This window comes from Archangium gephyra (genome assembly GCF_042230915.1).
Lineage (GTDB): Bacteria > Myxococcota > Myxococcia > Myxococcales > Myxococcaceae > Archangium > Archangium gephyra_B.
This window is the reverse complement of the sequence record NZ_CP102578.1, coordinates 11,400,340-11,427,282: the sequence shown is the minus strand read 5'-3', so window position 1 is coordinate 11,427,282 and position 26,943 is coordinate 11,400,340. Positions and strand designations below refer to the sequence as shown.

Below are 26,943 nucleotides of genomic sequence, written 5' to 3'. Positions count from 1 at the left end.
GCACCCTCACGTCACGTGAGGGTCAAGTCCGCGCCCTGCCGAGTTGAAGGACGCGGCTGATGGCCGCCTGCTGCGTGGCATCGGGAACCCCGGTGAGCACCGCGCCATCCGGCAGGACGACCTTGTATTTGTCGTCGGCGGTGAGGCCGTGGGTCACCTCGGAGGAGGACCAGCGATAGCCCGAACCGATGGGGGTGAGCCGCTCCAGGAGCCGGTCGAACTCCGCCTCGGGCAGCAGCTGGAGCTGTTGCAGCAGCATGCTCAGGGTCAACCCGTAGAGGTCGTCGGGCGCCTGGCCGAGCAGCAGCCGCACGATGTTCCAGAGGTGCTGGTCCTCGAGGAAGATGAGCTGGCCGGGGCGCATCACGAGCACGCCGGATTGAGCAGACCCCCTGAACCGGCCGGACTGCTTGAACCGCAGCGCGGGGAACAGGGCCAGGGCATAGGTGGGCGCGCTCAGGGTCCGTTGGCGCAACAGGGGCAGCTCCCGCAGCGCGAGCACCACTTTCAGGTTCTGAAGGTTCTCCAGCCCCGCCAGGAGCGATCTCGGCCCGTCGTCTCCCTGCCGCACGACCAGCCCGTTCTTGGCGACGAGGGGAAGGGTGGCGGCGTAGCGGAGCGAGTCCAGGGCTAGCTCCTTCACCTGGCCACGGCTCGTGCGCCACACCAGCCTCCGGGGCGTGAGCCAGAACCGGGCCCGCCGCCGCAGCCATCCCACGAGCAGGGGAAGGCCCACGAGGATGAGGGCGCCCGAGACGAAGGTGCCGGTGCGGTCCAGACCCATCCTGGCCGCGGGATATCCCCAGAACATGAAGGTGAGGAACGTGATCAGGCTGCCCGAGCGGTAGTCGGCTCCCCCCGTCATGAGCACGGGCTCGGCCTCACCGGGAACCTGGAGGTGCGAATCGCGCGCCCGTGCCTCCAGGCGCGCCAGTCCCTCCGCGAAGGTCCACTCCCCCTCCGGCTCCCAGAAGGCCAGCCGCTGGCGCACGCGCTTCTCCAGCGGGGCGTGCAGGGCCCGCAGCTGACGGGTGAGGCGGTGCAGGGGATGTGTCTCGGGCCAGGCCTCCTGGCGCAGCCGGTGCTCGACGCGCTCGAGGGCCTGTGCGAGCGGGGCCTCCAGCTCCCGTACCCGCCGCGGCAGCTCGGGGTCTCGCTGGAGGTGGTGTCTCCACCGGAAGGAGCCGAGCCGCTTCAGCAGGGCCGCCTTGTGGGCCTGGGCCTGTTCGAGCACCTCCCAGGCGCCCTCGAGCTGGACTCGCAGCTCCTCCGGCGAGGACAGGGAGGACGTGGCGGCGGGGCGGAGCGAGACACGCGAGGACATGCGGCGGGCGGGAGTCTACCGCAACCCCCTCTGGCCTCCAGGCGCGCCACGCTATGCTTCCCCCTGGCGCACCGCTCCCCGGAAGGCACGTGAGAGGACCGTCATGAAACGACACGGGTGGAAGTGGGGAGCCGTACTGGGCGTGCTGGCCCTGGTGCTGTGGTTCGCCTCGCGGGGTGCACCGGAGGCGGCGTCTCCGGGCGGCCAGGGCTCCTCCCGTGACTTCCACGCGGGCGCGGGCCCAAGGCTCCAGGCCCTCTTCGCGTCCGCGGCTCCCGATGGCGGGGACGCGGCCCTGCGCATCCGCGGCCACGTGCGAGGCGCGGACGGACCCGTGGCGGGCGCGCGGGTGTTCGCCTCGGCGAGCGTGGCGGAGGAGTCGCTCTCGGAGCTGCCGTGCGGGGAGGCGGACACCGGGCCGTCCGCGCTCGACTGTTACGGGGTGGGCCGCCTGGCCGGGCTCGTGACGCAGCGCTCGGGCGAGGCGCCGGTGCTCGCCCGGGCCACCTCCGGGGAGGATGGCTCCTTCTCGCTGGAGGGCCTGAAGGCGGGCCACTACGCGCTCTGGGTGGAGAGCCCCGAGGGCGCGGGCGTGCGGCAGGACGTGGCGGCCGGAGACGAGGGCGTGGAGCTGCTGCTCGGCGCCGGCGTGCGGGTGTCGGGACGCGTCCTCGATGAAGACAAAGCGCCCGTGGCGGGGGCGCTCGTCACCGCCATCTTCAAGGCCCACAGCCGCTTCTTCGAGTCGGTCACCGACGGCACGGGCCACTTCCGCCTGGGCCCTCTGCCCCGGGGCGAGTACGTGCTGCTCGTCTCCAAGGAGGGCCTGCTGCCCCAGAAGGAGGAGTTCACGGGCTATGGCGGGGAAGTGGAGCGGAAGTTCTACCTGTTCCGCCCGCGCCGGGTTTCGGGGCGGGTGGTGAGCGCGGGGGCTCCGGTGGCGGGTGCGAGCGTGCGCACCTGGTCACACGAGGTGGGCGCCGAGCTCGAGGCCCTCACGGATGCGGCGGGGCGTTTCTCCCTGGAGGGGCTGGAGCCCTTGCGGAGCTACGAGCTCATCGCCACGCAGGACACGCTGTGGGCCAACACCCGCGTCGACTTCGACACGGGGGAAGACCCGCCCCGGTTGCTGGCGGAGCGCACGGACATCACCCTGGAGCTGGAGCCCATCGCCGAGGTGAAGGGCGTCGTGCGGGACGCGGCGGGGAAGCCCATCGAGGGGGTGAGCGTCTCGCTCTGCGAGGGGGAGGGCGAGGACGCCGTCTCCGTCTCGGAGGGGTGGACGGACGCGGAGGGGAAGTATCACCTGGGGCCGGCGGCGCCTGGACCGCTGCGACTCGAGTTCGTGGCCGAGAACTACTCGCCCGACAGCCACGAGGCGCGCTTCCCGGCGGGGACGAGCACCGTGGACTTCGTCCTCCAGCGCGTGCCGGACGAGGAGGTGGTGGAGGAGGAGCCCGAGGAGCCATCCGAACCACGGCCCTCGGTGGTGGGCGAGGTGGTGGATGAGCTGGGGGCGCCCGTGCCCCACGCCGAGGTGATCCTCTGGTCCGCGGCCTCCTCCGGCGGGTGGCAGGCGTCCGGCTCCACGACGACGGATGCGAGGGGGCACTTCGCGCTCGAGGCCTCCTCGAACAGCCGCTACCGGGTGACGGCGGAGTTCGCGCAGGACGATGTGACGCATACCGCCTCGCGCGTGGTGGAACTGGACAAGGAGGATGTGCGCGTGCAACTGCGCTTCGAGCAGGGGCATGTGCTCTCGGGCGTCGTGGTGGACTCGCGGGGCCAGCCGCTCGAGGGGGCCTCGGTCGCGCTCCGGTCCTCCGCGCGCAGGCCGTTCTTCCACCATGGGCGGCGGATCCACGCGGTGGGGAGCAGCCAGCAGACGGGGCCCGACGGCCGCTTCCGCTTCCAGAGCGTCTCGGGTGAGCTGCTCGAGCTGTACGTGTGGAAGCTCGACTACGTGCTGCCCTGTGCGCAACAGGCGGACGGCCGCATCGCGCTCGCGGTGAAGCCAGGGGAAAGGGAGCTGCGGGTCGTCCTCGTGCGCATGGCCTTCGCCCAGGGGCGGTTCGCGAGGAAGGATGGCACTCCCGTCACCTCCTTCGTCGTGAATGGCGAGGGGGAGTACCACCCGGACGGCCGCTTCTCCGTGCCCATCCAGTGTACGGGCCCGCTCCAGCTGGAGCTGATCGACGTGAGCGACGACCACGGACGCGGCTCCCTCCGTGTGCGGCACTCCGTGGCGGTCCGCGAGGAGGTGGACGTGGACGTGGGGACGATCTTCCTCGACGGGAAGTGAGCGCCAACGTCCAGAGGCCGGCCCCCTCGCGAGGGCCGGCCCGCCGTCCAGGGGAATGGGGTGGAGGACGAGGCGGGTGGAGCCGGCTTGGCGGGTGGCCGGCCGGCTCCGGGTGGCCTACTTACCCGTCGGGCCCACCAGCATCTGCGCGAAGGTGGCGGAGCCCTTCAGCAGCCCGGAGCCGTGCGCCGTGCACTTCGCGCTCGACAGGGCGAAGTGTCCCCGCTCCAGCGAGACGCCCCAGATGGTCACGATGGAGCCGATCGCCGGGAGCTTGTCCTCCTCGAAGCCGTAGGCGGTGAGCTCCGTTCCCCCGAAGAGGAACGTGATGACGCCCTTCCCGTCCTGCAGCAGGGACTGCCCGTCGCGCGTCACGTTGAGGTCGAACGCGTTGTACCGCGGGATGCCGGCCTCATCCACGGACGGTGCGATGACCTGGAGGAAGGTGGCGGAGCCCTCCAGGACACCCGTCCCATGCGACATGCACTTCGCGTTCGGCAGGAAGTAGGGCCCCTGGTCGTACGAGACGCCCCAGATCTTCATGACGGCACCGACCGCCGGGAGGCTGTCCTTCTTGAAGCCGAAGACGGTGATGCTCGTGGCACCCAGGTTGGACGTGAGGACCGCGCCACCGTCCTTCAGGAGCAGCAGCCCGAACTCCGACGCCACGTTGGCATCCGCATTGGGCTGCGGGATGCCGACCCCCTCCAGCTCCTCCGGGACGACGAGCTGGATGAAGGTGGCGGAGCCCTTCAGGATGCGCTCGCCGTGCGCGCTGCACCGCGCGGACAGCAGGCGGAAGTTCCCATGCTCCTTCGAGACGCCCCAGATCTTCACGACGGCGCCAATCTCCGGAAGCTTGTCGTTGCCGAAGCCGAAGAGGTCGATCTGGGTCGCGCCGTCGAGGAACGTGATGACGCCGCTCCCGTTCTTCAGGATGAGCTGCTCCTGGTACACGACGTTGACGTCGAACGCGTTGAACTGCGGGATGCCCACCTGGGTGTTCGCATCCTGGGTCTTCATCGACGACTGGCTGGTGATGGCGAGGCTCATGGTTCTCTTCCCCCTGTGTTCGCGTTTGGGCCCGAGCCGGTGCTCGAGTGAGGAGGAGAGTGCCCGGAGTGGCGCTCCCGGGATGTGACGGGACACACAGCGAAAGGGTGAGTCCCATCACAGGCGGGCCACACCTCACGCCGCGAGCGCCTCGACGATGCGCTCCTTGTGCGCCTGCTCGAATGTCTTCTCGCGCTGCCAGAGCCGGGCGTCCTCTGGCAGGCGCACGTACATGGCACGCGCGACCCCGAGCGTCTTCCGGGCATCCCTCGCCCAGTCCCGCTGCTGGGAGATGTCCTCCAGGTCTCCCGCCAGGGAGCGCGAGCGCTGCGCCCATCGCTCCACGTGCTCGGCGGCCGCGAGGAAGTCCCGCTTGGCGTTGTTGCACCGGTCGTGCGCCACCACGAGGTTGTCCAGGCCGTTGTCCGGGTGGCGCGACCAGGGGATGAAGTGGTCCACCTCACTGCGCTCACCCAGTTGGCCGTCACAGTAGAAGCAACGGCCGGACTGGAGCTCGCGCAGCGGGGAGCGCACCGCCTCCAGGGAGATGCGGCTGGCTCCGAAGAGGAACTCCTCCAGCCGCAGCTCGGGCAGGCCGTTCATCGCCGCCACCATCCGGGCCCACTCGCGCTGGATGAGTGGCCGCAGCACCCCATTGAGCTGGACGAACCACTGGGCGACCCGGGGGCGCAGCAGCAGCCGGTTGTCGAACGTCGAACGCTCTCTTCGTTGATAGGCGGAGACCTCGGAGCGTTGGATGTCCCGCGTCCAGGCGTACTCGTAGAGGAACCGCTCCTCCTCGCCTCCGAGCACCTGGAGTCTGGGAATGGGCATCTCGATGAGCTTCCACTCCACCAGGCGCACGAGGGCCTCGAATCCCTTCTCATCCCGTGAACGGGCGCGGAAGATCAGCTCCGTGGAGGAGCCGGCATGCCTTCCCCTGAAGCCGGCGATGGCGCGGAGGATTTCAGCCTGGCTCCCCTGGTGCGTGCCGCCCTGCCGGAGGACCGCCTGTCCTTCGAAGGGGATGGCGTGGGGCCAGTACAGCTCGATGGTCTTCTCGGCCAACTGGCGCGTGGTGAGCACGCTGGGAGGCGCGCCTCGCTTGGAGGTCTGCTCGAGGCACAGGTCGAGCAGGGCGATGAAGAGCGCGTACTTGTAGGTGGCGGAGAAGCTGCCCTCCGCCAGCAGGGTGAGGACCTTCTCGGCCAGGGCAATGGCATCCTTGGGTCCGCTCATGAGCGCGGGAGTGTACGGCAAGAGGCTTTTGCCGTTGCGAATCCGTGACAGGTTCATTTCCCATCCGTTAGCGTCTCGATTCACGCTCGCGGCCGGGGGGAACTGCCAGCGTTCAGGATTGATGCGTCCATCACTCCCTCATGACCGGGTGCGCCTCACACGCGCACGAACCTGGAGGGTGGATGGCGCGCGAAATCCTCGTGGACTTCAATGCACTTCCCCGCTCGACGCGCGAGCGGCTCGTCGACAGCACGGGTCCCAGGCCCGGCCTGGCACCGGTCCTCGCCACGCGGAGCTTCATCGGTGGGACCGTCTTACCCTGGGCACGGTCCGCCTTCCCGTGGGCAGTGCTCGGCCTCGTCTGCCTCTTCGTGCTCTTCCTGTCCGTCACGTGGGGTTTCGGCCAGCCCGGTGACGGCCTGGTCCAGCCCTCCGCTCTCGTGCCCCTGTACTCCGGCGCCAGCTTCCTCGCTGTCGCCTCCGGCGTCGGTCTCGTCTTGCGCAAGAGGTGGAATGGAGGCCTGCCCTTCCGCCCCGGGCTCTATCTGTTTCCCCTCGACTTCGTCGACGCCCGTTCCCGGAGGCTTCGCATCCTCCCCCTGAGCGAGCTCTCCGATTTCAACGTGGCCCACCACCGCGAGCCCAACGGTGTCTACAGCCACTCCCTCCTCACGCTCTGGTTCCAGGATGGCTCGACCGAGCGGCTCACGGTTCGTGGCGAGGCTCGGGCCGAGGCCCAACTGAGCGGGTTTCAGCGGGTCCGCGCGGCCATCGCGAGAGCCGTGGCGCAACAGGGCGTGGACTCCTTTCGCGCGAACGACCTTTTCTACGAGGTGCGCCTCCAGCCGGGCGGCTTCGAGTCGCTTCAGGGCCAGTCCCCGGCTGTCGTCGACGGAGGCCCGTGCGTGCATCCGCTGCCGGGACGTTTCCAGAGGTACGGGGGGCTCGCGCTGGCGCTCGTTGCCGGCGTGGTGCTGGGGCCAGGCCTGTGGCACGTCCGCAATGTCCGCAGTGACAACGCCGCCTTCGCGGCGGCCAGGACGGACGGCAGCGCGAGCGCCCTCCACACCTACGCCCTGACGGGTTGGCGTCATGTGGACGAGGCCAGGGCACTTGGCTGGCCGGCGCACTTCAAGGACTGCGAGCAGCAGAGGACCGAGCGGTGCTGGAAGGAGTTCGTGGCGTTCTGGAAGGGGTCGCCCCGGTACCAGGAGGTTCACGATGAGCTCCTGCCGCGAGCCGCTCTCGAGGAATCCCTCCACTCCATCGCCGCGCTGCGCGCGTTCCTCGCCCGCTACCCGGGCTCCGTGGTGGAGGACGAGGTGCGAAACCGGCTCATCCCGGCGCTCGCACTCCAGCAGACGCTCGATACCGTCGCGTCACTCCGCGAGTTCCGCGCGGCGTACCCCGGTTCCGCGGTGGATGCCGAGGCCAGGGGCCGGATCCACGCGCTGTACGCCAATGCCCTGGCCGAGTTCCAGAAGCAGGCCTCCCCCCAGAACCCCCGGCTCGTCCCGTTCATGAGCAAGCTGCTCGCCCATCTCGAGGCCACGGAGAGCGCCACGGTGACCGTGCGCTTCCACCGGCGTAACTCCCCTTCCCTGCGGCGGGCCGACAGACTCATCGCGCAGGCCACGGCCTCTTCCTATGACCTGACTTCGGCGGCCTCGGTGTCTGACCACTTCGACAACGTGAGCACCTACCCGATCGAGGCCGATATCTCCAGGGCCCTGGACAGCGCCTTCCAGCAGGTCTTCCCCACCGACCTGCTCGTGCTCGAGCAGGGGCCGGCTTTCTCCAACGAGCAGGACGCGGCCGGCGCTACCGGACCCGAGCTCCGGATCGGCTATACGATCGGCTGGTCCGGCAGGGTCTACAGCTCCTCCAGCATCATCGGGGACAAGCGCATGTTCGCGGGCATCCAGTTCGACTTCGATGTGAGCATGCGCGTGCCGAACGAGAAACCCTTGCGCTTCGCCCTGAAGGTCAGCCCGCCGGCCCACTTCTCCGTTGAATATGACAGGACGGGCTCGAGCCTGTTCGGCGGCTCCGACGGCTCCAACGACACCTCCATTTACGAGGCCATGACCCGGCGTGCCTTCGACCAGCTGGGCGAGAAGTTCGGACAGGTCCTCTTCCATCGCGACAGCAAGGCCCTCAACGTCAGCAGCCGGGGAGTGCCCTGAGCCGAAGGCGAGGCCCGGGCATCGTTGTGGGTGGCGTCCGGCGCGCGAGCGCGTTAGGGCGGAAGCCTCGCGGCGAGCGCCGCACCACGGAGGGGCATGATGGAATATCGCAAGCTGGGCAACAGCGGCCTGAAGGTGTCGACCCTGTGCTTGGGGACGATGACGTTCGGCGAGCCGTCCGAAGGCTCGATGATGCACGGGGTGGCCTCGGACGAGCAGACGTCCTTCGCCATCATGGACCGGGCGCTGGAGGCGGGCATCAACTTCTGGGACACGGCGGACGTGTACGGCAACGACGGGCTCACCGAGCGCGTGTTGGGCAACTGGTTCACCCAGTCCAAGCGCCGCGACGAGGTGGTGCTGGCCACCAAGTTCCGCTTCCGCATGGGCAAGGGGCCCAATGGCACCGGGGCCTCGCGCTACCACATCCGCTCGGCGGTGGAGGAGAGCCTGCGCCGGCTGAAGACCGACCGCATCGACCTGTACCAGGTGCACATGCAGGACATCGACACGCCGGAGGAGGAGACGCTCCGGGCGCTGGACGACCTGGTGCGCCAGGGCAAGGTGCTCTACATCGGCGCGAGCAACTACGCCGCCTACCGGCTGGTGGACAGCCTGTGGACGAGCAAGTCCCAGCTCCTCACGCGCTTCGTGGCGCTGCAGGCGCAGTACAGCCTGGTGGTGCGAGACCTGGAGCGTGAGCACGTCCCGCTGTGCGAGCAGTTCGGCCTGGGCATCCTCCCGTGGTCGCCGCTGGCGGGCGGGTTCCTGTCGGGCAAGTACCGCAAGGGGCAGCCGCCGCCGGACGCCGGGCGCCTGGCGAAGTGGAAGGACCGGCTGGCGGGCTTCGACACCCCGCGGCACTGGCGCACGCTGGAGGCGGTGGACGCGGTGGCCGCCGAGCTGAAGGCCACCCCCTCGCAGGTGTCGCTGGCGTGGCTGCTGCGCAAGCGCGCGGTGACGGCCGTCATCTTCGGAGCGCGCACCGTGGCGCAGCTGGAGGACAACCTGAAGGCGGCGGAGCTGAAGTTGGACGACGCGCAGCTCAAGCGTCTGGAGGATGCGAGCGCGCTGGAGCTGGGCTACCCGTACGACTTCATGCAACGCCTCCAGGGCCGCTGGTAGCCCTCAGAAGAGCGCGGGAATCGAGTAGGGCGGCCAGCGGTCCTTCCACGGGCGCGCCTGTTCGAGCTGGTACGCGAGGCCGAACAGCAGCGCGTCCGCGCCGGGGGCCGCGGCGAGGTGGGTGCCGATGGGTGGACCGTCCTCCGGGAAGTGCAGGGGGACGGACATGGCCGGGCACCCCGCGATGTTCTGGAGGGGCGTGTACCCGATGGCGTGCGCCGTGCGGCGGGCCAGCTCCTCCCGGGGGAGAACCGGTGAGAGGTGCCCGAGGCGCCACGGCCCGGTGGCGAGCGTCGGCGTGAGCACCACGTCGTACCCCCGGGTCGCCTCCTGATAGGCGTGCACGGCCCGCGCGAAGGTGGCACGTGCTCGCGGCAGTGCGTCGTCCCCGCGCGCGAGGAAGGTGTCCGCCAGGGCCCAGGTGTACGGCTCGAGCTCGTCGCGTTGCACGGGCAGGTCTCGCGTTTGATCGACGCTCTCGACGATGCCCGCCACGGCCGCTCCCGCGACGAGCAAGAACGCATCGCCGAGCGCGGGACTGTCGAAGCTGGGGGGCTCGATCGGCACCACGAGGTGACCGAGCCCAGTGAGCAGTGCCAGTGCCTCGTCGTAGGCGCGGCGCACCGCGGGCTCCGGCTCCGTCCCCTGTGGCGTGCGCGTCCACGCCGCGATGCGCAGCTTGCGGGCGAGCGGCTCCCGCACGAAGCCGACGGGCGCACCACCCGAGCGGTCCTCGGTGAGGGAGAGGAACAGCGCGCTGTCGCGCACCGAGCGGCTGATGCAGTGGTCGCTCGTCATGTCGCCGAAGTCCGAGCCGCCGAAGCCCGCCGGCACCGTGCGGCCGCGGCTCGGCTTGAAGCCGAAGAGACCGCACGCCGACGCGGGGACTCGGAGCGAGCCGCCGCCGTCGTTGGCGTGCGCGAGCGGCACGAGCCCCGCGGCAACGGCCACCGCGCTGCCGCCGGACGAGCCCGTGGCCGAGCGGGCGAGGTCCCACGGGTTGTGTGTCACCCCCTCGAGCAACGTCTCGGTGCTGAAGAGCAGCCCGAACTCCGCCATCGCGCTCTTTCCGGCGCACACCAAGCCCGACTCCTCGAGCCGCCTGCCGTACGGTGTCTGCCGTTGGGCGGCGTTGGCCGCGAACAGCCGGGAGCCCATGGACCAACGAAGGCCCGGCCACGGCGTGGAGTCCTTCACCAGGAAGGGCACCCCGGAGAAGGGCCCGGACTTCGCGGGACCGGGCGGCTCGCGAGCCACCGTGACGACCGCGCGCAACAGCGGATTCAACGCGTCGATGCGCGCCATGCACGCGTCGAACAGCTCGTCCGGCGAGACTTCTCCCCGTGCACACAGCTCCGCCTGCGCCACGCCATCGAGGTGGGCCAGGGGTGCCAGGTCCGTCATCGGACACCTCCACCCTCATGAGCCCTCACTCCGTTCCCTTCCCTCTGTGAGAGGGAAGGGCGGCGGGGAGGATGACGGTGAGGATGGTGCCCACGCCCTCGCGGCTCTCCGCGCGCAGCGTGCCGCCCAGGCTCGTCACGATGGCGTGACTCACCGACAGCCCCAGGCCGGCGCTCGCCGGACGCGTGGTGAAGAAGGGCTCGAAGAGGCGCGCCAGCACCTCCGGCGCCATGCCCATGCCCGTGTCCTGCACCTCCACCACCACCTCGCCCCCAGGCCCCGTGTATGCCGCCACCCGCAGCACGTTGCGCGTCGCGTCCAGCTCGCTCATCGCCTGCACCGCGTTGAGCAGCAGCTTCACGAACACCTGCCCCAGCCGCGCCTCGTCGCCCTCCACCGGCGGCACCGGCCGGAAGTCCTTCTCCAGCCTCGCCCGGTGGCGCAGCTCGCCCCGCACCAGGCTCAGCGCGTGCTCCAGCACCGGCAACACCTCCACCGTCTCCCGGTGCTCCGGCGGCGCGCGCGACAGCAGCCTCAGGTCCTGCACCGTGTCCTTGAGCCGGTCCGCGCCGTCCGTCGCCTCGGTCAGCGCCTCCAGCATGTCGTCCACGTCCCCGGCCAGCGCGTGGCCCTCCTCGCTCAGCGCCGCCTTCAGCCGCGCCAGCTCCTCGCGCGCGAAGCCGAGGTTGGCCACCATGTAGGCCAGCGGGTTGTTCATCTCGTGGCCCACCGCCGCCGCCAGCGAGCCCAGCGCCGCCATGCGGTCCGCCTTGAAGAGCTGCGCCTCCATCTGCTTGCGCGCCGTCACGTTGTTGGCGAAGACGCGCAGGCCCTCCGGGTCCACCAGCGGAGACACCGACAGCTCCCAGTGCCGGCCACCCAGCTGCACGATGGGGGGCGACTCGCCCACCGCCGCGCCGCGCCGCGCCCAGGACTGCGCCGCCGCCACCAGCGGGTGCCTCGCCCCGCGCACCATCAGGTCCGGAAACGCCGTGTGCGCCGCCGGGTTGGCGTAGTGCAGCTCGCCGCCCGGGCCCAGCTCCAGCATCGGCTCCGGGTGCAGCAGCGGGAAGGAGGCCAGCCGGTACAGCTCCTCCTCCAGCGCGCGCAGCTCCGTCACGTCCCGCACCAGCAGCGCCGTGAGGGGGCCCGCCGCGTCCGTGACCGGCCCGCGCACCGTGGCCTGGGCCGCGTACCAGCGCGTCTCGCCCTCCACCTCCAGGCGGTACTCCACCCGGCCCCCCACGCCGCTGTGCCGCGCCGCGCGCGCGAGCGCCACCAGCGCGTCCCCCGCCTCCGCCCCCAGCACCTCTTCCAGCGGCCGCCCCTCCGCCTGGCGCACGTCCCGCCCGAACGCCGTGCCCGTGGGCGTCCACAGCCGCATGCACCGCTCCCGCGCGTCCAGGTCCACCGCCAGGTACTCCGCCCGCCGGGCCGTCCGGAGAGCGGGCGGCCGGGGCGCGGACGAGAGGACGAAGCCCTCGCTGTCGAAGAGGCCCAGCAGCGGCTCCAGCCCCGAGCCCCCGCCCGCCAGCGTGGTGAGCACGGAGACCAGCGCGGCCACGTCCGCCTCCGCCATCCGCGTGGTGAAGATGAGCCCATCGGCGAGCGTGGGCTCGGTGAACTCGAACGGGATGAGCTTGCGCTCGTTGGCGCCCACGTGCTCGGCCAGGTAGGCCCGCACCGTGTTCTCCTCCGGGTGGCTCGAGTAGATGGCGGCCACGTCCGCCTCGCCCGCCAGCACCGCCAGCAGGGCCTTGCGGTAGGTGCCGTGGAAGCGCTGCTCGGAGAAGGTGTCCGCCGGGTTCATCCCCCGGGCCAGCAGGTGGCGCACCGCCATCAGGTGGCCGCCGGTGGAGCGCGGGGCCACCCACGCGGCGCGCGTGCCCTTCAACCTCTCCAGGGTGAGCGGCGCGTCCGCCCGGCACACCAGGGCCGCGTGGTAGTACCAGAGCCCGGAGCGCACGGCGCGCAGCACCGCGCGCGCGCTCGGCTCGAAGGCGGTGCACTGCTCGGCCGTGGCCCACGCCAGGTCCACCCGGCCCTCCGACAGCTCCCGCTCCAGCGCCTCGTACGAGGGCGCGAGCTCCACCACCACCGGGCGGCCCAGCCGCTGGGTGAGGGCCCGGCTGAAGAGCTCGGCGCGGACGTGCTCCTTCACCTCTCCCAACGACGGGGAGAGGAGGAAGCGGATGGGGGCGGCCGGGATCGTCACGTGCTCCCAAGCATGCAGGACGTCCCGGACGTGCGCACGTTTCGGGCGGGGCCATTCAAGGCCCAAGGAGGGCCCGAGGGCCCGGCGCACGCGCCGCGGCTCAGGCGTAGACTTGGTCGCTCTCGACGGACGTACCGAGCCGGTGGTTCAGCTGTTCGAGCCGGCTGTAACGCGCTTGCAGCATCTCGCGGTAGGCGCGGTGGTCGGCGTGAGCGATCTCATCGAGCAGCTTGCGCAGGGTCGAGTCGAGGACTTCCTTGAGCTCGCGGGCCTCGACGGCGGACATTTCCAGGAGCATGGCGGCCTCCTCCTCTCTCTTGGGGGAACGTTAGGCACGCGCGCTCCGCGAGCCCCGGCGGCCCGGGGCTTCCGCACGTGTGCCGGGGAGAGGAGCCACCCCCTGGCTCCAGGGCCGCCCTTCCTTCCAGCCGTCAGCGGTTGCCGCGGCCCCGGGTGTTCCCCACTCAGAAGGGATGTGCCGCGGGGCGGGAGGGCCCGGGTGCTCGCCGAGGAGGACGCCATGGTGGTGCAGGACGACGTACGCGAGGGCATGGTGGTGCGCGACATGGACGGGCGCAGGGTGGGCCGGGTGCGCGCGGTGGGGGAGACGCACTTCGAGCTGGAGCCGCGCCTGTTGTCGCGCGAGGAGTTCCTCGTGGAATACGCGGACGTGCGCTACGCGCGCGACGGCGAGCTGTACCTGGAGCGCACCCCGCACCTGTTGAAGCTGGAGGACGACGAGGGCGGGGCCCTGCCGCCGCGCCACCACAACGGCATGGACGCGGAGCCGGTGAACGTGGAGGACGTGGAAGGGCTGTCCCACCCCGGCGCATGACGGGGCCATGACAGGCCCATGACGGCGTGCGGCACGAGCCGCGCACAACCTGACAGGTCTGTCACACAGCGGACGATAACCCCTTGGAATAACGGGGGAATTCGAACCGGGAGATGTCAGACCCGGCGTGTAGACCCGTCCCTCTTCGGAACGGAGTGGGAAGGGTCATGAAAAGGGTTTCGACGTCCTGCGCCATGCTGGCGCTCTTCACGATGGTGTTCTCCTGCAGCTCGGCGCCTCCGGCGGACGCGCTGTCGCAGGAGCTGGTGGCCCGGGAGCTGGGCACGCCGCGCAAGCTGCTGCCGCTGGTGGCGCTGGCGGACGGACGGGTGTTGGCGGCCGGTGGGCACGATGGCAGCCGCACGCTGCTGAGCAGCGAGGTGTTCGAGCCGGAGACGGGCGAGTGGCGCGCCACGGGAGCGATGCGCACGGCGCGGCGCAACCACGCGGCGGTGCGGCTGTCGGACGGGCGCGTGCTGGTGGTGGGTGGCACGTTCTCCGCGTCCTTTGGCGCGCTGGCGAGCGCGGAGGTGTACGAGCCGGGCACTGGCCGGTGGACGGCGGTGCAGGACATGAGCGAGGCGCGGAACGATCCGGCGGCGGTGGTGCTGGCGGACGGGCGCGTGCTGGTGGCGGGCGGCTTCGACGTGGACCGGCACCCGGTGCGCTCGGCGGAGCTGTTCGATCCGGCGACGGGCCGGTGGACGCGCATGGGAGCGCCGTCGGCGGCGCGCTCGGGGGCGCGGACGGGCGTGGTGCTGGGCAACGGCCAGGTGCTCTTCGTGAGCGGGCTGCAGGCGGAGCTGTACGACCCCGCCAGTGGCCAGTGGAGGAAGACGGGCCAGGTGGGCGGCGTGGTGGGCACGCACCGCTCGGGACACACGGTGACGCTGCTGCCGGACGGGCGGGTGCTGGTGGTGGGTGGCACGACGTCGCGCGCGGCGGCCACGGCGGAGCTGTACGACCCCGCGTGTGACGAGGCGTACGGCCGGGAGTGCGCCGCGTGGACGGAGGCGGCGGCACCGGGAACGCCGCGCGAGGCGCACGGGGCGCTGGTGACGCACGAGGGGCGGGTGCTGGTGGTGGGCGGCTTCCACGTGATGTCGGGCGCGCTCGCGTCGGTGGAGAGCTATGACCCGGCGGCGAACACGTGGAGCGCGGAGCCGGCGTTGCTGTCGGCGCGGCGCGGCGCGGGGCTGGTGCGGCTGGAGGACGGCGCGGTGCTGGTGGTGGGCGGCTCCAACGAGCTGGAGGGCACGCTGGCCACGAGCGAGCGGTATGACCCGGGCGTGTGCATGCCGCTGACGTGCGAGGCGGCGTGCGGCGTGGTGCCGGACGGGTGCGGTGGGACGCTGGAGTGCGGCCCGTGCGCGGCGGAGCCGCCGTGTGTCGCGGACGGCTGCGGCGTGGAGCGGGCCGAGTACGACGCGGAGTTGCGGGCGCCCCGGTGCGGTGAGGCCGGGGCGGAGTGCAACTCGGGCACGCTGCTGGTGGGGCGTGGCCAGCTCGGCCCGGAGCCGCACCTGCCCAACGCGCTGTGGGACTCGTGCGAGGACGGCGCGGGGGGCTCGCGCGAGCGTGACGAGGCGCTCGACGCGCTGCGGGTGGTGACGGTGGAGGGCGGGCCCCTGGCGTCGGGGAAGACGGTGCGGGTGGAGGCCACGGTGTGGGCGCACGCGGAGCCGGAGGCGAACCGGCTGGACGTGTACTACGCGGCGGACGCGCGCAACCCGGCGTGGACGTACCTGGGGACGCTCACGCCGGGCCGGGCCGGGGCGCAGGTGTTGTCGGCCACGTACGTGCTGCCGGTGGGCCGGTTGCAGGCGGTGCGGGGAGTGTTCCGCTTCGCCGGCAGCGCCGAGCCCTGCCCCGGCGGCGTGTTCGACGACGTGGACGATCTCGTCTTCACCACGCGGTGAGGTGAGGGAAAAGATGCGCCCGAGTGGTGGGGCCGTGGATGTGGTTGACTGCCAGGGTTGAGCCTGGTGCCTTGAGCCACTCGGCCACCTCCCCACCGAGTGGGGAGGGCTGGATTCGAACCAGCGAAGTCCATCGGTGCGTGTAGGACCCCACCGGACGGTCGCTGAGGGAGCGGATGCCGGTGCCCCCGGTTTCCTGACACGCGGCCCGTGAGGTGGGAACCGGCTACCATGGGGGTGTTGCCCCCTCGCGAGGAGCCACCCATGCGCATCACCGAGCAGGCCGGGCCCCGGTGGGGCCCCCGCCGGAAGATGCTGCTCGTGCTGGCTCCAGCGCTCCTGTCCCAATACATGTTGGATGTCCTCGCCGTGGGGCCTGGCGTCTGGACGTTCGTCGTCCGCCTCGTGTGGGCCCTGTCCGTGGCCCTCTCCGCATTGCGCATGGACGAGCACTCCCCGCCGTCGATGCGCCTGCACACCGCCTTCCAGAGCACGGCCGGCAGCCTCTGCTTCATCGCCCTGGTGCTCGTGACGGGGGGCGGTGACAGCGTGTACTTCCACCTCTTTCCCTGCCTGCCGCTCGTCCTGTGCCTGCTCTATCCGCAGGACTCGCTCTCGGTCGCGCTCTCGGGGGCGCTGTGTGCCGCGGGCGCCGCGGGCCTGCTGTGGGGGGCGGGCCGCCCGCTGTCCCAGGCCCTGCTGTGGGCCGGCATGGTGGTGACGTTGACGCTCGTCGGCGCGTACGGGGCCAGCGAGTTCCGCAAGGCCCAGCGGGCGGAGAACGAGGGCCGGCTGGAGCGAGCGCGCCGCGAGGCCCTCGAGACGCTCGCCATCAGCGAGCACCGCCGGGCCCACTCCGAGAAGCTGGCCACCATCGGCCAGCTCGCGGCGGGGGTGATGCATGAAATCAACAACCCGGTGGCCTTCATCGGCGCCAACCTCGACTTCCTGGAGCGCGAGGTGCTGTCGGAGCAACTGGCCTCGCGGGAGGAGCTGGCGGAGGTGTTCCGCGAGACGCGCATCGGCGTCGAGCGTGTGCGGCAGATCATCGGAGACCTGAAGGGTTTCTCGCGCATGGACGCCGAGGAGCCCACCGAGTGCGCGCTGGCGGACGTGGTGAGCGACGCGGTCCGGATTGCCCGGCTGCGGCTCCAGCACGTGGCGCGGCTGGCGGTGGACATCCCGGAGGACCTGCCCCCGGTGCTCGCCGTCCGCCGGAGGCTGGCGCAGGTGCTGCTCAACCTGCTGGTGAACGCGGGGGATGCGCTGGAGGCGCGAGGCCGCGCGGGCTCCGAGGTGCGCATCATCGGCGGGTGCGAGGGCTCACGCGTCGTCCTGCGGGTGGAGGACAACGGGCCGGGCTTTCCTCCGCACGTGCTGCCCCGGCTCTTCGAGACCTTCTTCACGACGAAGGGCCCGGAGAAGGGGACGGGGCTGGGGCTGGCCCTGTCGCGGGAGCTGGTGGAGCAGTCCGGGGGCACCCTGGTGGCCGAGAACCGGGCGGAGGGGGGCGCGCGCCTGCGCCTGGAGTTCCCGGTGGGGGGCTCCGTCAAGGCCGCGTCCTGAGCCCCGGCGGAGCCCGTCCGTGCGATGCTGCGCCGCCATGAAGAACACCTGGAGTCGTCTCCTCGTCCCCCTGTTCCTCTTCACGTCCGCCTGTGCCACCACCGCTCCGGCCTCCCGCGCGCCCCAGGCCTCCTCCGGGCCCGAGCGCCCCTTCGGCACGCTGCGCGAGCAGGCCACGCGGCAGCAGGCCTGGCTGCGCGAGCGCATGGACAAGGCCCTGCCCGCGCTGATGCGCCAGTACGGCATCGAGATGTGGGTGGTGCCGATGCGCGAGTACAACGAGGACCCCGTGTTTCCGGCGCTGGTGGCGCCCACCACGTTCGCGGCGCGGCGGCGCACCATCTACGTGTTTCACGACCGGGGCCCGGAGAAGGGCGTGGAGCGGCTCGCGCTGGGCGGAGGCACGCAGGGCGGCGTGTACGAGGCGCGGCGGGCGCAGATGCAGGTGGACGGAGGCGGCGTCACCCGGCAGGCCGAGCTGTGGGGCCCGGACCAGTGGAAGGTGCTGAAGGCGGTGCTGGAGGAGCGCCAGCCGAAGGTCATCGGCATCAACGTGTCGCGCACGTTCGCCTTCGCGGACGGGCTGACGCATGGCGAGTACGAGGGGATGACGGAGGCGCTCGGGCCCGAGTGGACGGCCCGGCTCAAGCCGTCCGGGGGCCTGCCGGTGGACGTCATCGCCTGGCGCGGCGCGGACGAGGAGCGCTTCTACGAGGACTTGACGAAGCTCGCGTGGAACATCATCGAGACGGGGTTCTCCAGCCAGGTGATTACGCCGGGCAAGACGCGCACCAGTGACGTGGTGTGGTGGATGCGCCAGCGGGTGAACGACCTGGGGCTGGGGACATGGTTCCAGCCGTCGGTGAGCGTGCAGCGGCAGGGGAAGACGGAGGCGGACGTGGGCGAGGACCCCGTCATCGAGCGGGGGGACGTGCTGCACTGCGACTTCGGGGTGACGGCGCTGCGGTTGAACACGGACACGCAGCACATGGGCTACGTGCTGCGCGAGGGCGAGACGGACGTGCCCGCGGGGCTGAAGGCGGCGCTGGCGCGCTCCAACCGCTTGCAGGACATCGTCTTCGAGGAGCTGCGGCCGGGGCGCTCGGGCAACGAGATTCTCAAGGCCTCGCGGGAGCGGATGAAGGCCGAGGGGATCGACGGGACGGTGTACTCGCACCCCATCGGGCTGAACGGACACGGGGCGGGGCCGATGATCGGCCTGTGGGACCGGCAGGAGGGCGTGCCGGGCAACGGCGACCACAAGGTGATTGCCAACCAGTGGTTCTCCATCGAGCTGCAGGCGACGAGCCCGGTGGCGGAGTGGGGCGGGCAGAAGGTGCGCTCGGCGCAGGAGGAGGACGTCGTCATCGACGCGAGCGGCAAGGTGCGCTGGGCCTTCCAGCGGCAGACGGCGTTCCACCTGGTGCGGTAGTCCTTCCGGCCCGCGGGTGATGAGGACGGGAAGAGGATGCCGTGAGGGCGGGCTGCCCTGCACGGGCCTGGCTCCTGGCCCTGTTGGCGAGCGAGCAGGCGGCCGCCTCCAGCGGGCGGACCAGTCCCCCAGGACGGTGGCCGTCTTCCCCAGGGCTCCTCACCTTTTCCGCCATGGAAACCCACCTGGCAAGGCATCACGTGGTCATCGTGGGAGGAGGCTTTGGCGGGCTCCAGGCCGCGCTTGGCCTCAAGCGTGCCCCCGTGGATGTGACGGTGCTCGACCGCTACAACCACCACCTGTTCCAGCCGCTGCTCTACCAGGTGGCCACCGCCGTGCTCAGCCCGGGTGACATCTCCGCGCCCATCCGCCAGGTGTTGCGCGGCCGCAACACCACCGTGCTGCTCGCCGAGGTCCAATCTGTCGATCTCGCGCGCAAGGTGGTCATCTCCGATGGCGGGGAGATTCCCTACGACACGCTGGTGCTCGCCATGGGCGCCACGCACTCGTACTTCGGCCACCCGGAGTGGGCCGAGTTCGCCCCCGGGCTCAAGACGATCGACGATGCGAGGGACATCCGCGAGCGGGTGCTGCTGGCCCTCGAGGCCGCCGAGCGCGAGCCCGACCCCGAGCGCCAGCGCGAGTGGCTCACCTTCGTCATCATCGGCGCGGGGCCCACCGGCGTGGAGATGGCCGGGGCGCTCGCGTACATGACCCGGTACTCGCTGCCCCGGGACTACCGCCGCGTCGACACCTCGCAGGCCCGCGTCCTCCTGCTCGAGGGCCTCCCCCGGGTGCTCAATACCTATCCCGAGGAGCTGTCGGCGAAGGCGCGCGAGGATTTGGAGAAGCTCGGCGTGGAGGTGCGCACCGGCGCGATGGTGACCGGCGTGGACGACCGGGGCGTCACCGTGGGCGACACCCGCATCCAGGCGCGCACGGTGCTCTGGGGCGCCGGAGTGGCCGCTTCCCCCGTGGCCCGCACGCTCGGCGTGCCGCTCGACAAGGCGGGCCGGGTGAAGGTGACGCCCACCTTGAACGTCCCCGGCCACGAGGACGTCTTCGTCATTGGAGACCTCGCCTCGCTGGTGCAGGACGGCAAGCCGGTGCCGGGCATCGCCCCGGCGGCCATGCAGATGGGCCGGTACGTGGCGAAGAACATCCGCCACCGGCTCGCCGGCCGCCTGCTGGAGCCGTTCCGCTACCACGACAAGGGCTCCTTCGCCGTCATCGGCCGCGGCTCGGCCATTGGCATGCTCTATGACAAGGTGCGTGTGAGCGGAAGGCTCGCCTGGGGGATGTGGCTCGGCATCCACATCACCTTCCTGGTGGGCTTCCGCAACAAGGTGGCGGTGATGCTCGACTGGGCCTACACGTACCTCACCAAGCGGAGGGACGTGCGCCTCATCACGGGCCTGCACGCGAACCGGCTCCCGCGCATCGAGCCCGAGCGCCTGCCGGGCGTCTCCGAGGAGCGTGTCGAGGAGTCCGGTGCCGGTCTGGCGCACTGAGGGTGTGCTGCTCCCTCTCCCTCTGGGAGAGGGCCGGGGTGAGGGATTACAGGGTGGCCCCAGGTCTCTCTGCGTGTGACGTATCCGCACGCAGAGGACGGAACACCCTCACCCCGGCCCTCTCCGAGGGGGAGAGGAGACATGCACGGAGCCCGAAAGGCGCTACATTCGCCCGCCCGTAGCGGCCGCGAATGATTCGACTCCATGCCGTCAGCCATCACTTCGGTGAGCGCCCCGTCCTCGAGGGGCTCGAGCTCACCCTCACCGAGCGCCGGATCGCCGTGGTGGGCGGCAATGGCTCCGGGAAGAGCACCTTCGCGCGCCTGCTCAATGGGCTGCTCGTGCCCGAGCGCGGCCAGGTGCTGGTGGAGGGGCTCGACACCCGGAAGGACGCCCGCGCCATCCGCCGCAAGGTGGGCTTCGTCTTCCAGAACCCGGACCATCAGATCGTCCTGCCCACCGTGGAGGAGGACCTCGCCTTCGGGCTGAAGAACCTCAAGCTCCCGCCGGCCGACATCTCCGCGCGCGTCACCGCCGTGCTGCGCCGCTATGGCCTGGAGGACTTCCGCCACCACCCGGCCCACCTGCTCAGCGGCGGGCAGAAGCAGCTGCTCGCGCTCTCCTCCGTGCTCGTCATGGAGCCGCGCTACATCGTCTTCGACGAGCCCACCACGCTGTTGGATCTGCGCAACAAGCGCCGCCTGGCCCAGGCCATCCACGAGCTGCCCCAGACGGCCATCGTCGTCTCGCACGACCTGGATCTGCTGCGCGACTTCGACCGCGTGCTCGTCTTCGAGGCGGGCCGTGTCGTCGTCGATGACGTCCCCTCCGTCGCCCTCGACGCCTACGTCCGGAGGATGGCGTGAGCCTCGGCCTCTACCTCCACCGCGACTCGCCCGTGCACGCCGTCCCCGCGGGCGCCAAGATGCTGGGGCTGCTCGCCACCGGCACGGGGCTGCTGCTCTTCTCCTCGCTGCCCGTGCTCTCCTGCGCGCTCGGGGCCACGCTCGGCCTCTACGCGCTCGCGCGCCTGCGCCCGCGCGAGGTGGCGCCCGTCCTCCGCCTCTCCGCCTTCGTGCTCGTCCCGCTGTTCGCCCTGCATACGCTGGTGTCCGGCTGGGAGCCCGCGCTGGTGGCCGTGCTGCGGCTCGCCGTCCTGCTGCTGCTCGCCACGCTCGTCTCGCTGACGACGCGGGCCTCGGACATGCTCGACACGCTGGAGCGCGCCCTGCGTCCCCTCGCGCGCTTCGGGCTCCACCCCGCGCGGCTGGGCCTGCTGCTCTCCCTCACCCTGCGCTTCATCCCCCTGCTGGCCACGTGGCTGCGGGAAATCCAGGAGGCCCAGCGCGTGCGCGGGCTCGACCGGAATCCGCTCGCCGTGCTCGTCCCGCTGCTGGTGAAGACGCTCCGCACCGCCGACACGCTCGCCGACGCTATCGACGCGCGCTGCTTCGACCCCGAGGAACCCTCGTGAAGACCCGAGATCTCGTCCACGTCGCCCTGTTCGCCGCCCTGATGGCCGTGCTCGGGCTGCTGCCGCCCCTCGCGCTGCCCTTCATCCCCGTGCCCATCACCGCGCAGACGCTCGGGGTGATGCTCGCCGGCTCCATCCTCGGGGCGCGCAAGGCCTTGCTGTCCCTGCTGCTCTTCCACGTGCTCGTGGCCGCGGGGCTGCCCCTGCTCGCCGGGGGCAACGGCGGGCTCGCCGTGTACGTGGGGCCCACCGGAGGCTTCTTCGTGGGCTTCCTGCCCGCGGCCTTCCTCATCGGCTGGCTCACCGAGCGCGCCTGGACGCGGCTGTCCGTGCCGCTCGCCTTCCTCATCAACGTGCTCGGCGGCATCTGCGTCCTCTATGCCGTGGGCATCCCCTGGCTCGCCGTGGCCGCGAAGCTGCCGCTGGCGAAGGCCGCGCTGGGCTCGCTCGTCTTCGTGCCCGGGGACTGCGTGAAGGCCGCCATCGCCGCCTCCGCCGCCGTCACCCTCAAGCGCGCCTGGCCCCTCATCCAGCCGCCTCGCTCCGCCCTCCCCACGGCGCCGCCTCCGTCCTCGACCTGAGCGGCGCCAGCGGGAAAGCGTGCCGGTCCGGGAAGACAAGCCAATGCCATGCAGCGGTGAGTTCCACGTCCCGCGCGCGAGAGCGGCGCTGCTAACGTGCCCGCGGTGCGCTCGTCCTGGGCACGCTCATTCCATTCCAGGGGAACTCTTCATGAACACCATCACGCGAAGCTCGGCCGTCCTGGCCGTGGTCCTGTCGTTCTGTCTTGCTTCCTCCGTCCAGGCGCAGGCGGCCCGGGGCCAGGCCCGCGACGAGGCGAGCCTGCGCAAGCTGGTGGCCGAGCAGACCGAGGCCTGGAACCGTCACGACGCGGCGGCGTGGAGCAAGGACTTCGCGCCGGAGGCCGAGTTCATCAACATCGTGGGGACGGTCTTCAGTGGCCGCGAGGAGATTCAGAAGCGGCACGCCGCGGTCTTCGCCAGCCTCTTCAAGGACAGCAAGTCGGAGGTGACGGTGCGGAAGATCGTCTTCGTCACGCCCGGGGTGGCGGTGGTGGACACCGAGCACGTGGTGACGGGGTACACGGGGCTGCCTCCGGGAGTGCAGGCCACCGAGCCGGGCGTGCTGCGCACCCGCATGCGCTACGTGCTGAAGCAGACGGGCGGCAAGTGGTCCATCGTCGCGGGCCAGAACACGGACGTGAAGCCGGCCCCGGCCGCGCCCGCGCAGCCGGCCCCCGCGCCCACCGGCCGCTGAGCCCTCGGCGTCCGCTGCCGCCCGCCTTCCGGGCGCGCCGTTCACCAACTGGTCCAACAGTCGGACCAGTTGCTCGCGGTCGCGCCCGGCGGGGGGCTACTTCGCCGCGCCCGTCATGGACTCGAGCAGCTTGAGCAGCGCCTTCTTCTCCTCGGCGGTGAGCTCCAGCGGCTTGATGGTGACCGAGACCACGCCCGCGTAGTTGCCCGCGGGCTCGCCGCCCTGGTTGTACAGCTCGATGACGTCCTCGAGCGTCTTCACCTCGCCGGTGTGCATGTACGGCGCCGTGAGCTTCACGTTTCGCAGCGTGGGCGTCTTGTAGGCGCCCTCCAGCTCGGAGGCCTTCTCGCGCAGGTCGCTGCGCAGCCGCTGCAGCCGCGACGACTCGAGGCCGGCGGGCGCGTCGCTGTAGGGCCCCGCCGAGTTGAAGGTCCACTCGAGCATCGGGGTGGCCGCCACCGCCACGCCCCGCTGGCTGTCGCTCAGGTCCTTCACGCCGATGTTGTGGAACTGGTCGTCGCTGAGCATGGGGCCCTTGTGGCACGCGCTGCACTGGCCCTTGCGCACGAAGGTCTTCAGTCCCAGGTAGGCGGGATCCTCCTCCGCCTTGCCGGCCGCCACCGCCTCCAGGAAGCGGCGGACGTCCTGGTCGAAGGGGGCGTTGTGGCGGGTGACGGTGCGCTCGTACGCGGCAATGGCCTTGCCGAAGTTGGCCAGCAGCCGGTTGTCATCGGCCTCGGCCGTGACGTCCTTGCCGAAGACGGCGCGGTAGTCCGCCGCGTACTCCGCCTCCAGCCGTGCGCGCAGCAGCTCGGGGGTGGAGTTCATCTCGATGGGGCTGAGCAGCGGCAGCAGCGCCTGGTTCCACAGCCGGTCCGCGCGCCCGTCCCACATGAACCAGGTGCTGTAGGCCGCGTTCAACACCGTGGGGGGATTGCGTCCGGTGAGCTTGCCGTCACAGCCCTGGGCCACCGCCGTGTCCACCGAGCGGCCCTCGCCATCGTGGCAGCTCTTGCACGACACGGTGCCGCAGCTCGACAGGCCCGGATCGTTGAAGAGCCGCAGGCCCAGCGCGGCCGCCGCCGGGTTGTCCCCGTACGTGTTGGTGGGATCCTTCGGAGGCTGGGCCGAGGGGGTGTGCAGGCTCTGCAGGACCTCGAGCTCATCCTGGTTGGGGAACGGCTCCTCCGGGGGCGTGCAGGACAGTCCCAGGGTGCCCAGCAGGGCGCTCGCCAGCATCCAGGTGCGCGGGGCGTGACGGCTCATCGGCATGTCTTCCTTCTCGGGTCCAGTGCATCCGGGACCCTTCACGGGCCCACTCGGGACAGCACTGTAACCCTCGAATAGTCCGTGGAGCCATCAGCCTCGGGTGAGGGCACGGCGCTCTCAATGTATGAGAATGCCGTAGGAGAACGCCGGGCCCCCGCGTCCGTCAGTCGGCCTCGCCGGTGGCGAAGGAGGCGCCCGCCAGCAGCCGCACGGACGGCATGTCGATGGCGGTGCCCAGGCCGGGGCCTCCCAGGAAGTACAAGTCCAGGCCCCCCACCAGGTGCTTGCGCACGCCCACCAGCAGCTCGCCGCTGGGCCGGCCGCCCTGCAGGGGCATGTTGAGCAGCACGCTCAACTCGGGCCGGGTGGAGGTCTTGTTCTTGCCGCGCGAGGTGACGGTGGCGCCCAGGCGCAGCTCGTTGCCCAGCACGTCCTGCTCGCGCCCGGACAGGGGCGACAGGTCATGGCGGGGGCGCAGCAGCGCTCCCACCTCGAGGCCCGCCTGGTAGTCCTCTCCCATCACACCCAGCTGCAGCTTGGGGTTCACCGCGTACGTCTCGCGCCCGAGAATCTCCGGCCGGCCCACGGGCAGGGCGGCCGCGAGCTCCGCGGCGAGGTTGAGCCCGGCCCCGTCCTTCATCCGCAGCGGCGCCACGCGCACCGACACCCATGGCGCGTCCAGGCCCTGGCCATTGGGCGGGGCGGTCGTCCTGTAGTTCTGGCCCTGCTGGCTGATGATGTAGGGCAGCTGCGCGCCGAGCTGGAGCCAGGGCAGCACGCCCACGGCGGCGGTGAGGTGCCCGGTGAGCTTGTGCTCCACCAGGCCGAACACGTTGACGTTCGGGTCCCAGGTGCGCGCGAAGTTGAGCGGCAGCAGCTCGTAGTGCGCCTGCATCGACACCCGGACGATGCCCGGGTCCAGCGTCCGGCCCGTGCCCACCACCAGCGAGCCCAGCCCGGAGGGTTCGAACTGGAGGCGCTGGAGCCCGAAGCTGGGCAGGGAGTCGGGGAGTTGCGCCACGGCCAGGCCGGGCGTCAGCAATGCACAGAGAAGGGGGAGAAGTCGGTGGACCAAGGCGGCACGCTCGGTAGCAAGGAGAGGGACACGCAACCCGGCCTGCTGAATGTCCCCCCCACGTGGCGGCTATGTATCGGAGAAGTCCGTCCGCCTCGCAAGATTCCTCTCTGGCGTCGTGCCCACCCGCACGCCGGGTGTCTGTTGATTGAGGAGGAAGGAGGCGCCTGTTAGCGTACAGGGCTCCGAATGAGTCTGCCTGTCCGAAGAGCCGCCCAGGCCACCTGGGTGCTGGCCGTGTTGGTGCTCCTGGGGAGCATTGGCGCGTGGCTGTACCAGAATCCCATCCGGGACGTGGAGACCGCGCAGCGCTTCGGGCTCCGCCTGGTGGACCTGTCCGGCACACCGGTCCTCCTGGGCTGCGTGGGGCTGTGCATCGCGCTGGGCGTGGCGGGCTCCTCGCTGGAGGCCCGGGCCCGCCGCTCGCGCCAGGGCCTCTCGCACCGGCTCTCGCTCTCGCCGCTCGCGGTGGTGGACGCGGACGTGGCGTTCGCCGTGCGCGAGATGCTCGTGGAGCTGCAGGGCGTGCTGCGCGGCTACATCTCGCGCCCCGAGCCGGACATGATCGCCTTCGTGGACACCCTGTTGGATGGGGCCGTGCGCGTGGGCGCCAGTGACGTCCACATGCACCCGCTGGAGACGGGCACGCGCCTGGCCTTCCGCGTCCACGGCGTGCTCGAGGAGGTGATGATGATGCCGCGCGAGCACCACCCGCGCCTCATCAACCGCCTCAAGGTGCTGGCCAAGGTCGTGCTGTTCCGCTCGGACCGGCCGCAGGACGGCCACTTCTCCTTCGGGACGCCCGAGGGCCCCGCGGACATCCGCCTGTCGCTGCTGCCCACCAACCACGGCGAGTCCGTGGCGCTGCGCATCGCCCGCAGCACCGTGCGGCTGCCGGAGCTGCCCCGGTTGGGCTTCGCGCAGGAGACGCTCGCCGCCTACCAGCGCCTGCTGGACGCGCCCCAGGGCATCATCTTCGTGGCGGGCGCCACCGGCAGCGGCAAGACGACGACGCTGTATGCCTCGCTCGGCTACATCAAGCAGACGCGTGGGGATCTGACGCGCATCGCCACCATCGAGGATCCGGTGGAGTACGACGTGCCGCTCTTCTCCCAGACGCAGGTGAACGCCGAGCAGGGCTTCACCTTCGCCCAGGGCCTGCGGAGTGTGCTGCGCCAGGACCCCAACGTCATCATGGTGGGCGAGATTCGCGACGCGGAGACGGCGCGCACCGCCATCCAGGCCGGCCTCAGCGGCCACCTGCTGCTCACGACGGTGCACGCGAGCTCCTCGGCGGGTGTCTTCAACCGCCTCATCGAGATGGGGGTGGAGCCCTTCCTGCTCGCCTCCGCCTCGGTGGCCAGCATCTCGCAGCGCCTGGTGCGCGCGCTGTGCCCGCACTGCCGCATGGCCGCTCCCGCCGAAATCGACGAGCTGGCGCGGCTGGAGGCGGCGGGCCTGCCCACCACGGGCCCCTTCTACATCCCGGTGGGCTGCGAGCGCTGCGGGGGCTCCGGCTACCTGGGCCGCGCCGCCCTCTATGAAGTGCTGAAGGTCACCCCGGGCATCCGCGAGTGCGTCAACACCAAGTCGCCCACGTCGCGCGCGCACGACATCGCGGTGTCCGAGGGCATGGTGCCGCTGCTCTCCGCCGGCCTGGCGAAGGTGAACGCCGGAACCACGACTCTGAAGGAGGTCTTCCGTGTGGTCGGTTGAGCGCGGTGAGTCGTGGGAGG

General features: G+C 71.1%; 21 protein-coding genes. 13 read left to right on the top strand and 8 right to left on the bottom strand.

The genetic code is table 11. From position 1 onward, the window contains the following. Positions 1-22 precede the first annotated feature (22 nt). Positions 23-1,324, bottom strand: coding sequence for a hypothetical protein (locus tag NR798_RS45190; RefSeq protein ID WP_375768836.1), 1,302 nt, complete (start codon positions 1,322-1,324; stop codon positions 23-25). A 103-nt stretch (positions 1,325-1,427) separates the two neighbouring features. Between NR798_RS45190 and NR798_RS45185 the strand changes: the two genes are divergently transcribed. Beyond that, complete coding sequence (locus NR798_RS45185) at positions 1,428-3,626, top strand: carboxypeptidase regulatory-like domain-containing protein (RefSeq protein ID WP_375768835.1); 2,199 nt, start codon at positions 1,428-1,430, stop codon at positions 3,624-3,626. 117 nt (positions 3,627-3,743) lie between these two features. Here NR798_RS45185 and NR798_RS45180 read toward each other — a convergent pair whose 3' ends face one another. Next, entirely contained in the window at positions 3,744-4,679 is a 936-nt protein-coding gene (locus tag NR798_RS45180) for a hypothetical protein (RefSeq protein WP_375768834.1), read from the bottom strand. 135 nt (positions 4,680-4,814) lie between these two features. Then, on the bottom strand, positions 4,815-5,918 hold the full coding sequence (locus NR798_RS45175; protein ID WP_375768833.1) for an HNH endonuclease: 1,104 nt from the start codon (positions 5,916-5,918) through the stop codon (positions 4,815-4,817). 182 nt (positions 5,919-6,100) lie between these two features. Between NR798_RS45175 and NR798_RS45170 the strand changes: the two genes are divergently transcribed. Together NR798_RS45170 and NR798_RS45165 are read left to right on the top strand one after the other, a co-directional pair. Continuing rightward, positions 6,101-8,104 (top strand): hypothetical protein, encoded by a 2,004-nt coding sequence (locus NR798_RS45170; RefSeq protein WP_375768832.1) that lies wholly within the window; start codon positions 6,101-6,103, stop codon positions 8,102-8,104. 96 nt (positions 8,105-8,200) lie between these two features. Next, the gene (locus tag NR798_RS45165; RefSeq protein WP_375768831.1) at positions 8,201-9,229 is read left to right on the top strand and encodes an aldo/keto reductase; all 1,029 of its coding nucleotides are present in this window, start codon (positions 8,201-8,203) and stop codon (positions 9,227-9,229) included. Positions 9,230-9,232: 3 nt separating this feature from the next. Here NR798_RS45165 and NR798_RS45160 read toward each other — a convergent pair whose 3' ends face one another. From NR798_RS45160 to NR798_RS45150, 3 genes are all read right to left on the bottom strand, one after another. Next, positions 9,233-10,633: an amidase gene (locus NR798_RS45160; RefSeq protein ID WP_375768830.1), complete on the bottom strand. Its 1,401-nt coding sequence runs from the start codon at positions 10,631-10,633 to the stop codon at positions 9,233-9,235. A gap of 25 nt (positions 10,634-10,658) precedes the next feature. Continuing rightward, entirely contained in the window at positions 10,659-12,848 is a 2,190-nt protein-coding gene (locus NR798_RS45155; protein WP_375768829.1) for a PhnD/SsuA/transferrin family substrate-binding protein, read from the bottom strand. Positions 12,849-12,948: 100 nt separating this feature from the next. Beyond that, complete coding sequence (locus NR798_RS45150) at positions 12,949-13,146, bottom strand: hypothetical protein (protein ID WP_375768828.1); 198 nt, start codon at positions 13,144-13,146, stop codon at positions 12,949-12,951. Between the two features lie 201 nt (positions 13,147-13,347). On the opposite strand from NR798_RS45150, the gene NR798_RS45145 reads away from it, so the two are divergent. The 9 genes from NR798_RS45145 (at position 13,348) to NR798_RS45105 (ending at position 22,863) form a co-directional block, all read left to right on the top strand. Next, positions 13,348-13,683, top strand: a complete 336-nt coding sequence (locus tag NR798_RS45145; protein ID WP_375768827.1) for a DUF2171 domain-containing protein — start codon at positions 13,348-13,350, stop codon at positions 13,681-13,683. A gap of 167 nt (positions 13,684-13,850) precedes the next feature. Then, complete coding sequence (locus tag NR798_RS45140; protein WP_375768826.1) at positions 13,851-15,602, top strand: kelch repeat-containing protein; 1,752 nt, start codon at positions 13,851-13,853, stop codon at positions 15,600-15,602. Positions 15,603-15,866: 264 nt separating this feature from the next. Continuing rightward, a complete protein-coding gene (locus tag NR798_RS45135; protein ID WP_375768825.1) occupies positions 15,867-17,168 on the top strand; it encodes a sensor histidine kinase in 1,302 nt (433 codons plus the stop codon). Between the two features lie 37 nt (positions 17,169-17,205). Continuing rightward, a complete protein-coding gene (locus NR798_RS45130) occupies positions 17,206-18,600 on the top strand; it encodes a M24 family metallopeptidase (protein WP_375768824.1) in 1,395 nt (464 codons plus the stop codon). 173 nt (positions 18,601-18,773) lie between these two features. Continuing rightward, positions 18,774-20,111 (top strand): NAD(P)/FAD-dependent oxidoreductase, encoded by a 1,338-nt coding sequence (locus NR798_RS45125; RefSeq protein WP_375768823.1) that lies wholly within the window; start codon positions 18,774-18,776, stop codon positions 20,109-20,111. A gap of 191 nt (positions 20,112-20,302) precedes the next feature. After that, entirely contained in the window at positions 20,303-20,977 is a 675-nt protein-coding gene (locus NR798_RS45120; protein WP_375768822.1) for an energy-coupling factor ABC transporter ATP-binding protein, read from the top strand. Next, positions 20,974-21,585, top strand: a complete 612-nt coding sequence (locus NR798_RS45115) for an energy-coupling factor transporter transmembrane component T family protein (RefSeq protein ID WP_375768821.1) — start codon at positions 20,974-20,976, stop codon at positions 21,583-21,585. The genes NR798_RS45120 and NR798_RS45115 overlap by 4 nt, the downstream gene beginning before the upstream one ends. Further along, positions 21,582-22,166 carry a biotin transporter BioY gene (locus tag NR798_RS45110; RefSeq protein ID WP_375768820.1) on the top strand — a complete coding sequence of 195 codons (585 nt, stop codon included), beginning with the start codon at positions 21,582-21,584 and terminating at the stop codon, positions 22,164-22,166. Before NR798_RS45115 ends, NR798_RS45110 begins: the two co-directional genes overlap by 4 nt. A gap of 151 nt (positions 22,167-22,317) precedes the next feature. Further along, positions 22,318-22,863 carry an SgcJ/EcaC family oxidoreductase gene (locus tag NR798_RS45105; protein ID WP_375768819.1) on the top strand — a complete coding sequence of 182 codons (546 nt, stop codon included), beginning with the start codon at positions 22,318-22,320 and terminating at the stop codon, positions 22,861-22,863. Positions 22,864-22,959: 96 nt separating this feature from the next. Here NR798_RS45105 and NR798_RS45100 read toward each other — a convergent pair whose 3' ends face one another. Both NR798_RS45100 and NR798_RS45095 read right to left on the bottom strand, forming a co-directional pair. After that, positions 22,960-24,129 carry a cytochrome-c peroxidase gene (locus tag NR798_RS45100; protein WP_375768818.1) on the bottom strand — a complete coding sequence of 390 codons (1,170 nt, stop codon included), beginning with the start codon at positions 24,127-24,129 and terminating at the stop codon, positions 22,960-22,962. Positions 24,130-24,295: 166 nt separating this feature from the next. Continuing rightward, on the bottom strand, positions 24,296-25,153 hold the full coding sequence (locus NR798_RS45095; RefSeq protein ID WP_375768817.1) for a flagellar motor protein MotB: 858 nt from the start codon (positions 25,151-25,153) through the stop codon (positions 24,296-24,298). 243 nt (positions 25,154-25,396) lie between these two features. Here NR798_RS45095 and NR798_RS45090 point away from each other — a divergent pair, with 243 nt between their 5' ends. Continuing rightward, complete coding sequence (locus tag NR798_RS45090) at positions 25,397-26,923, top strand: GspE/PulE family protein (RefSeq protein WP_375768816.1); 1,527 nt, start codon at positions 25,397-25,399, stop codon at positions 26,921-26,923. The last annotated feature ends 20 nt before the right edge of the window (positions 26,924-26,943 follow it).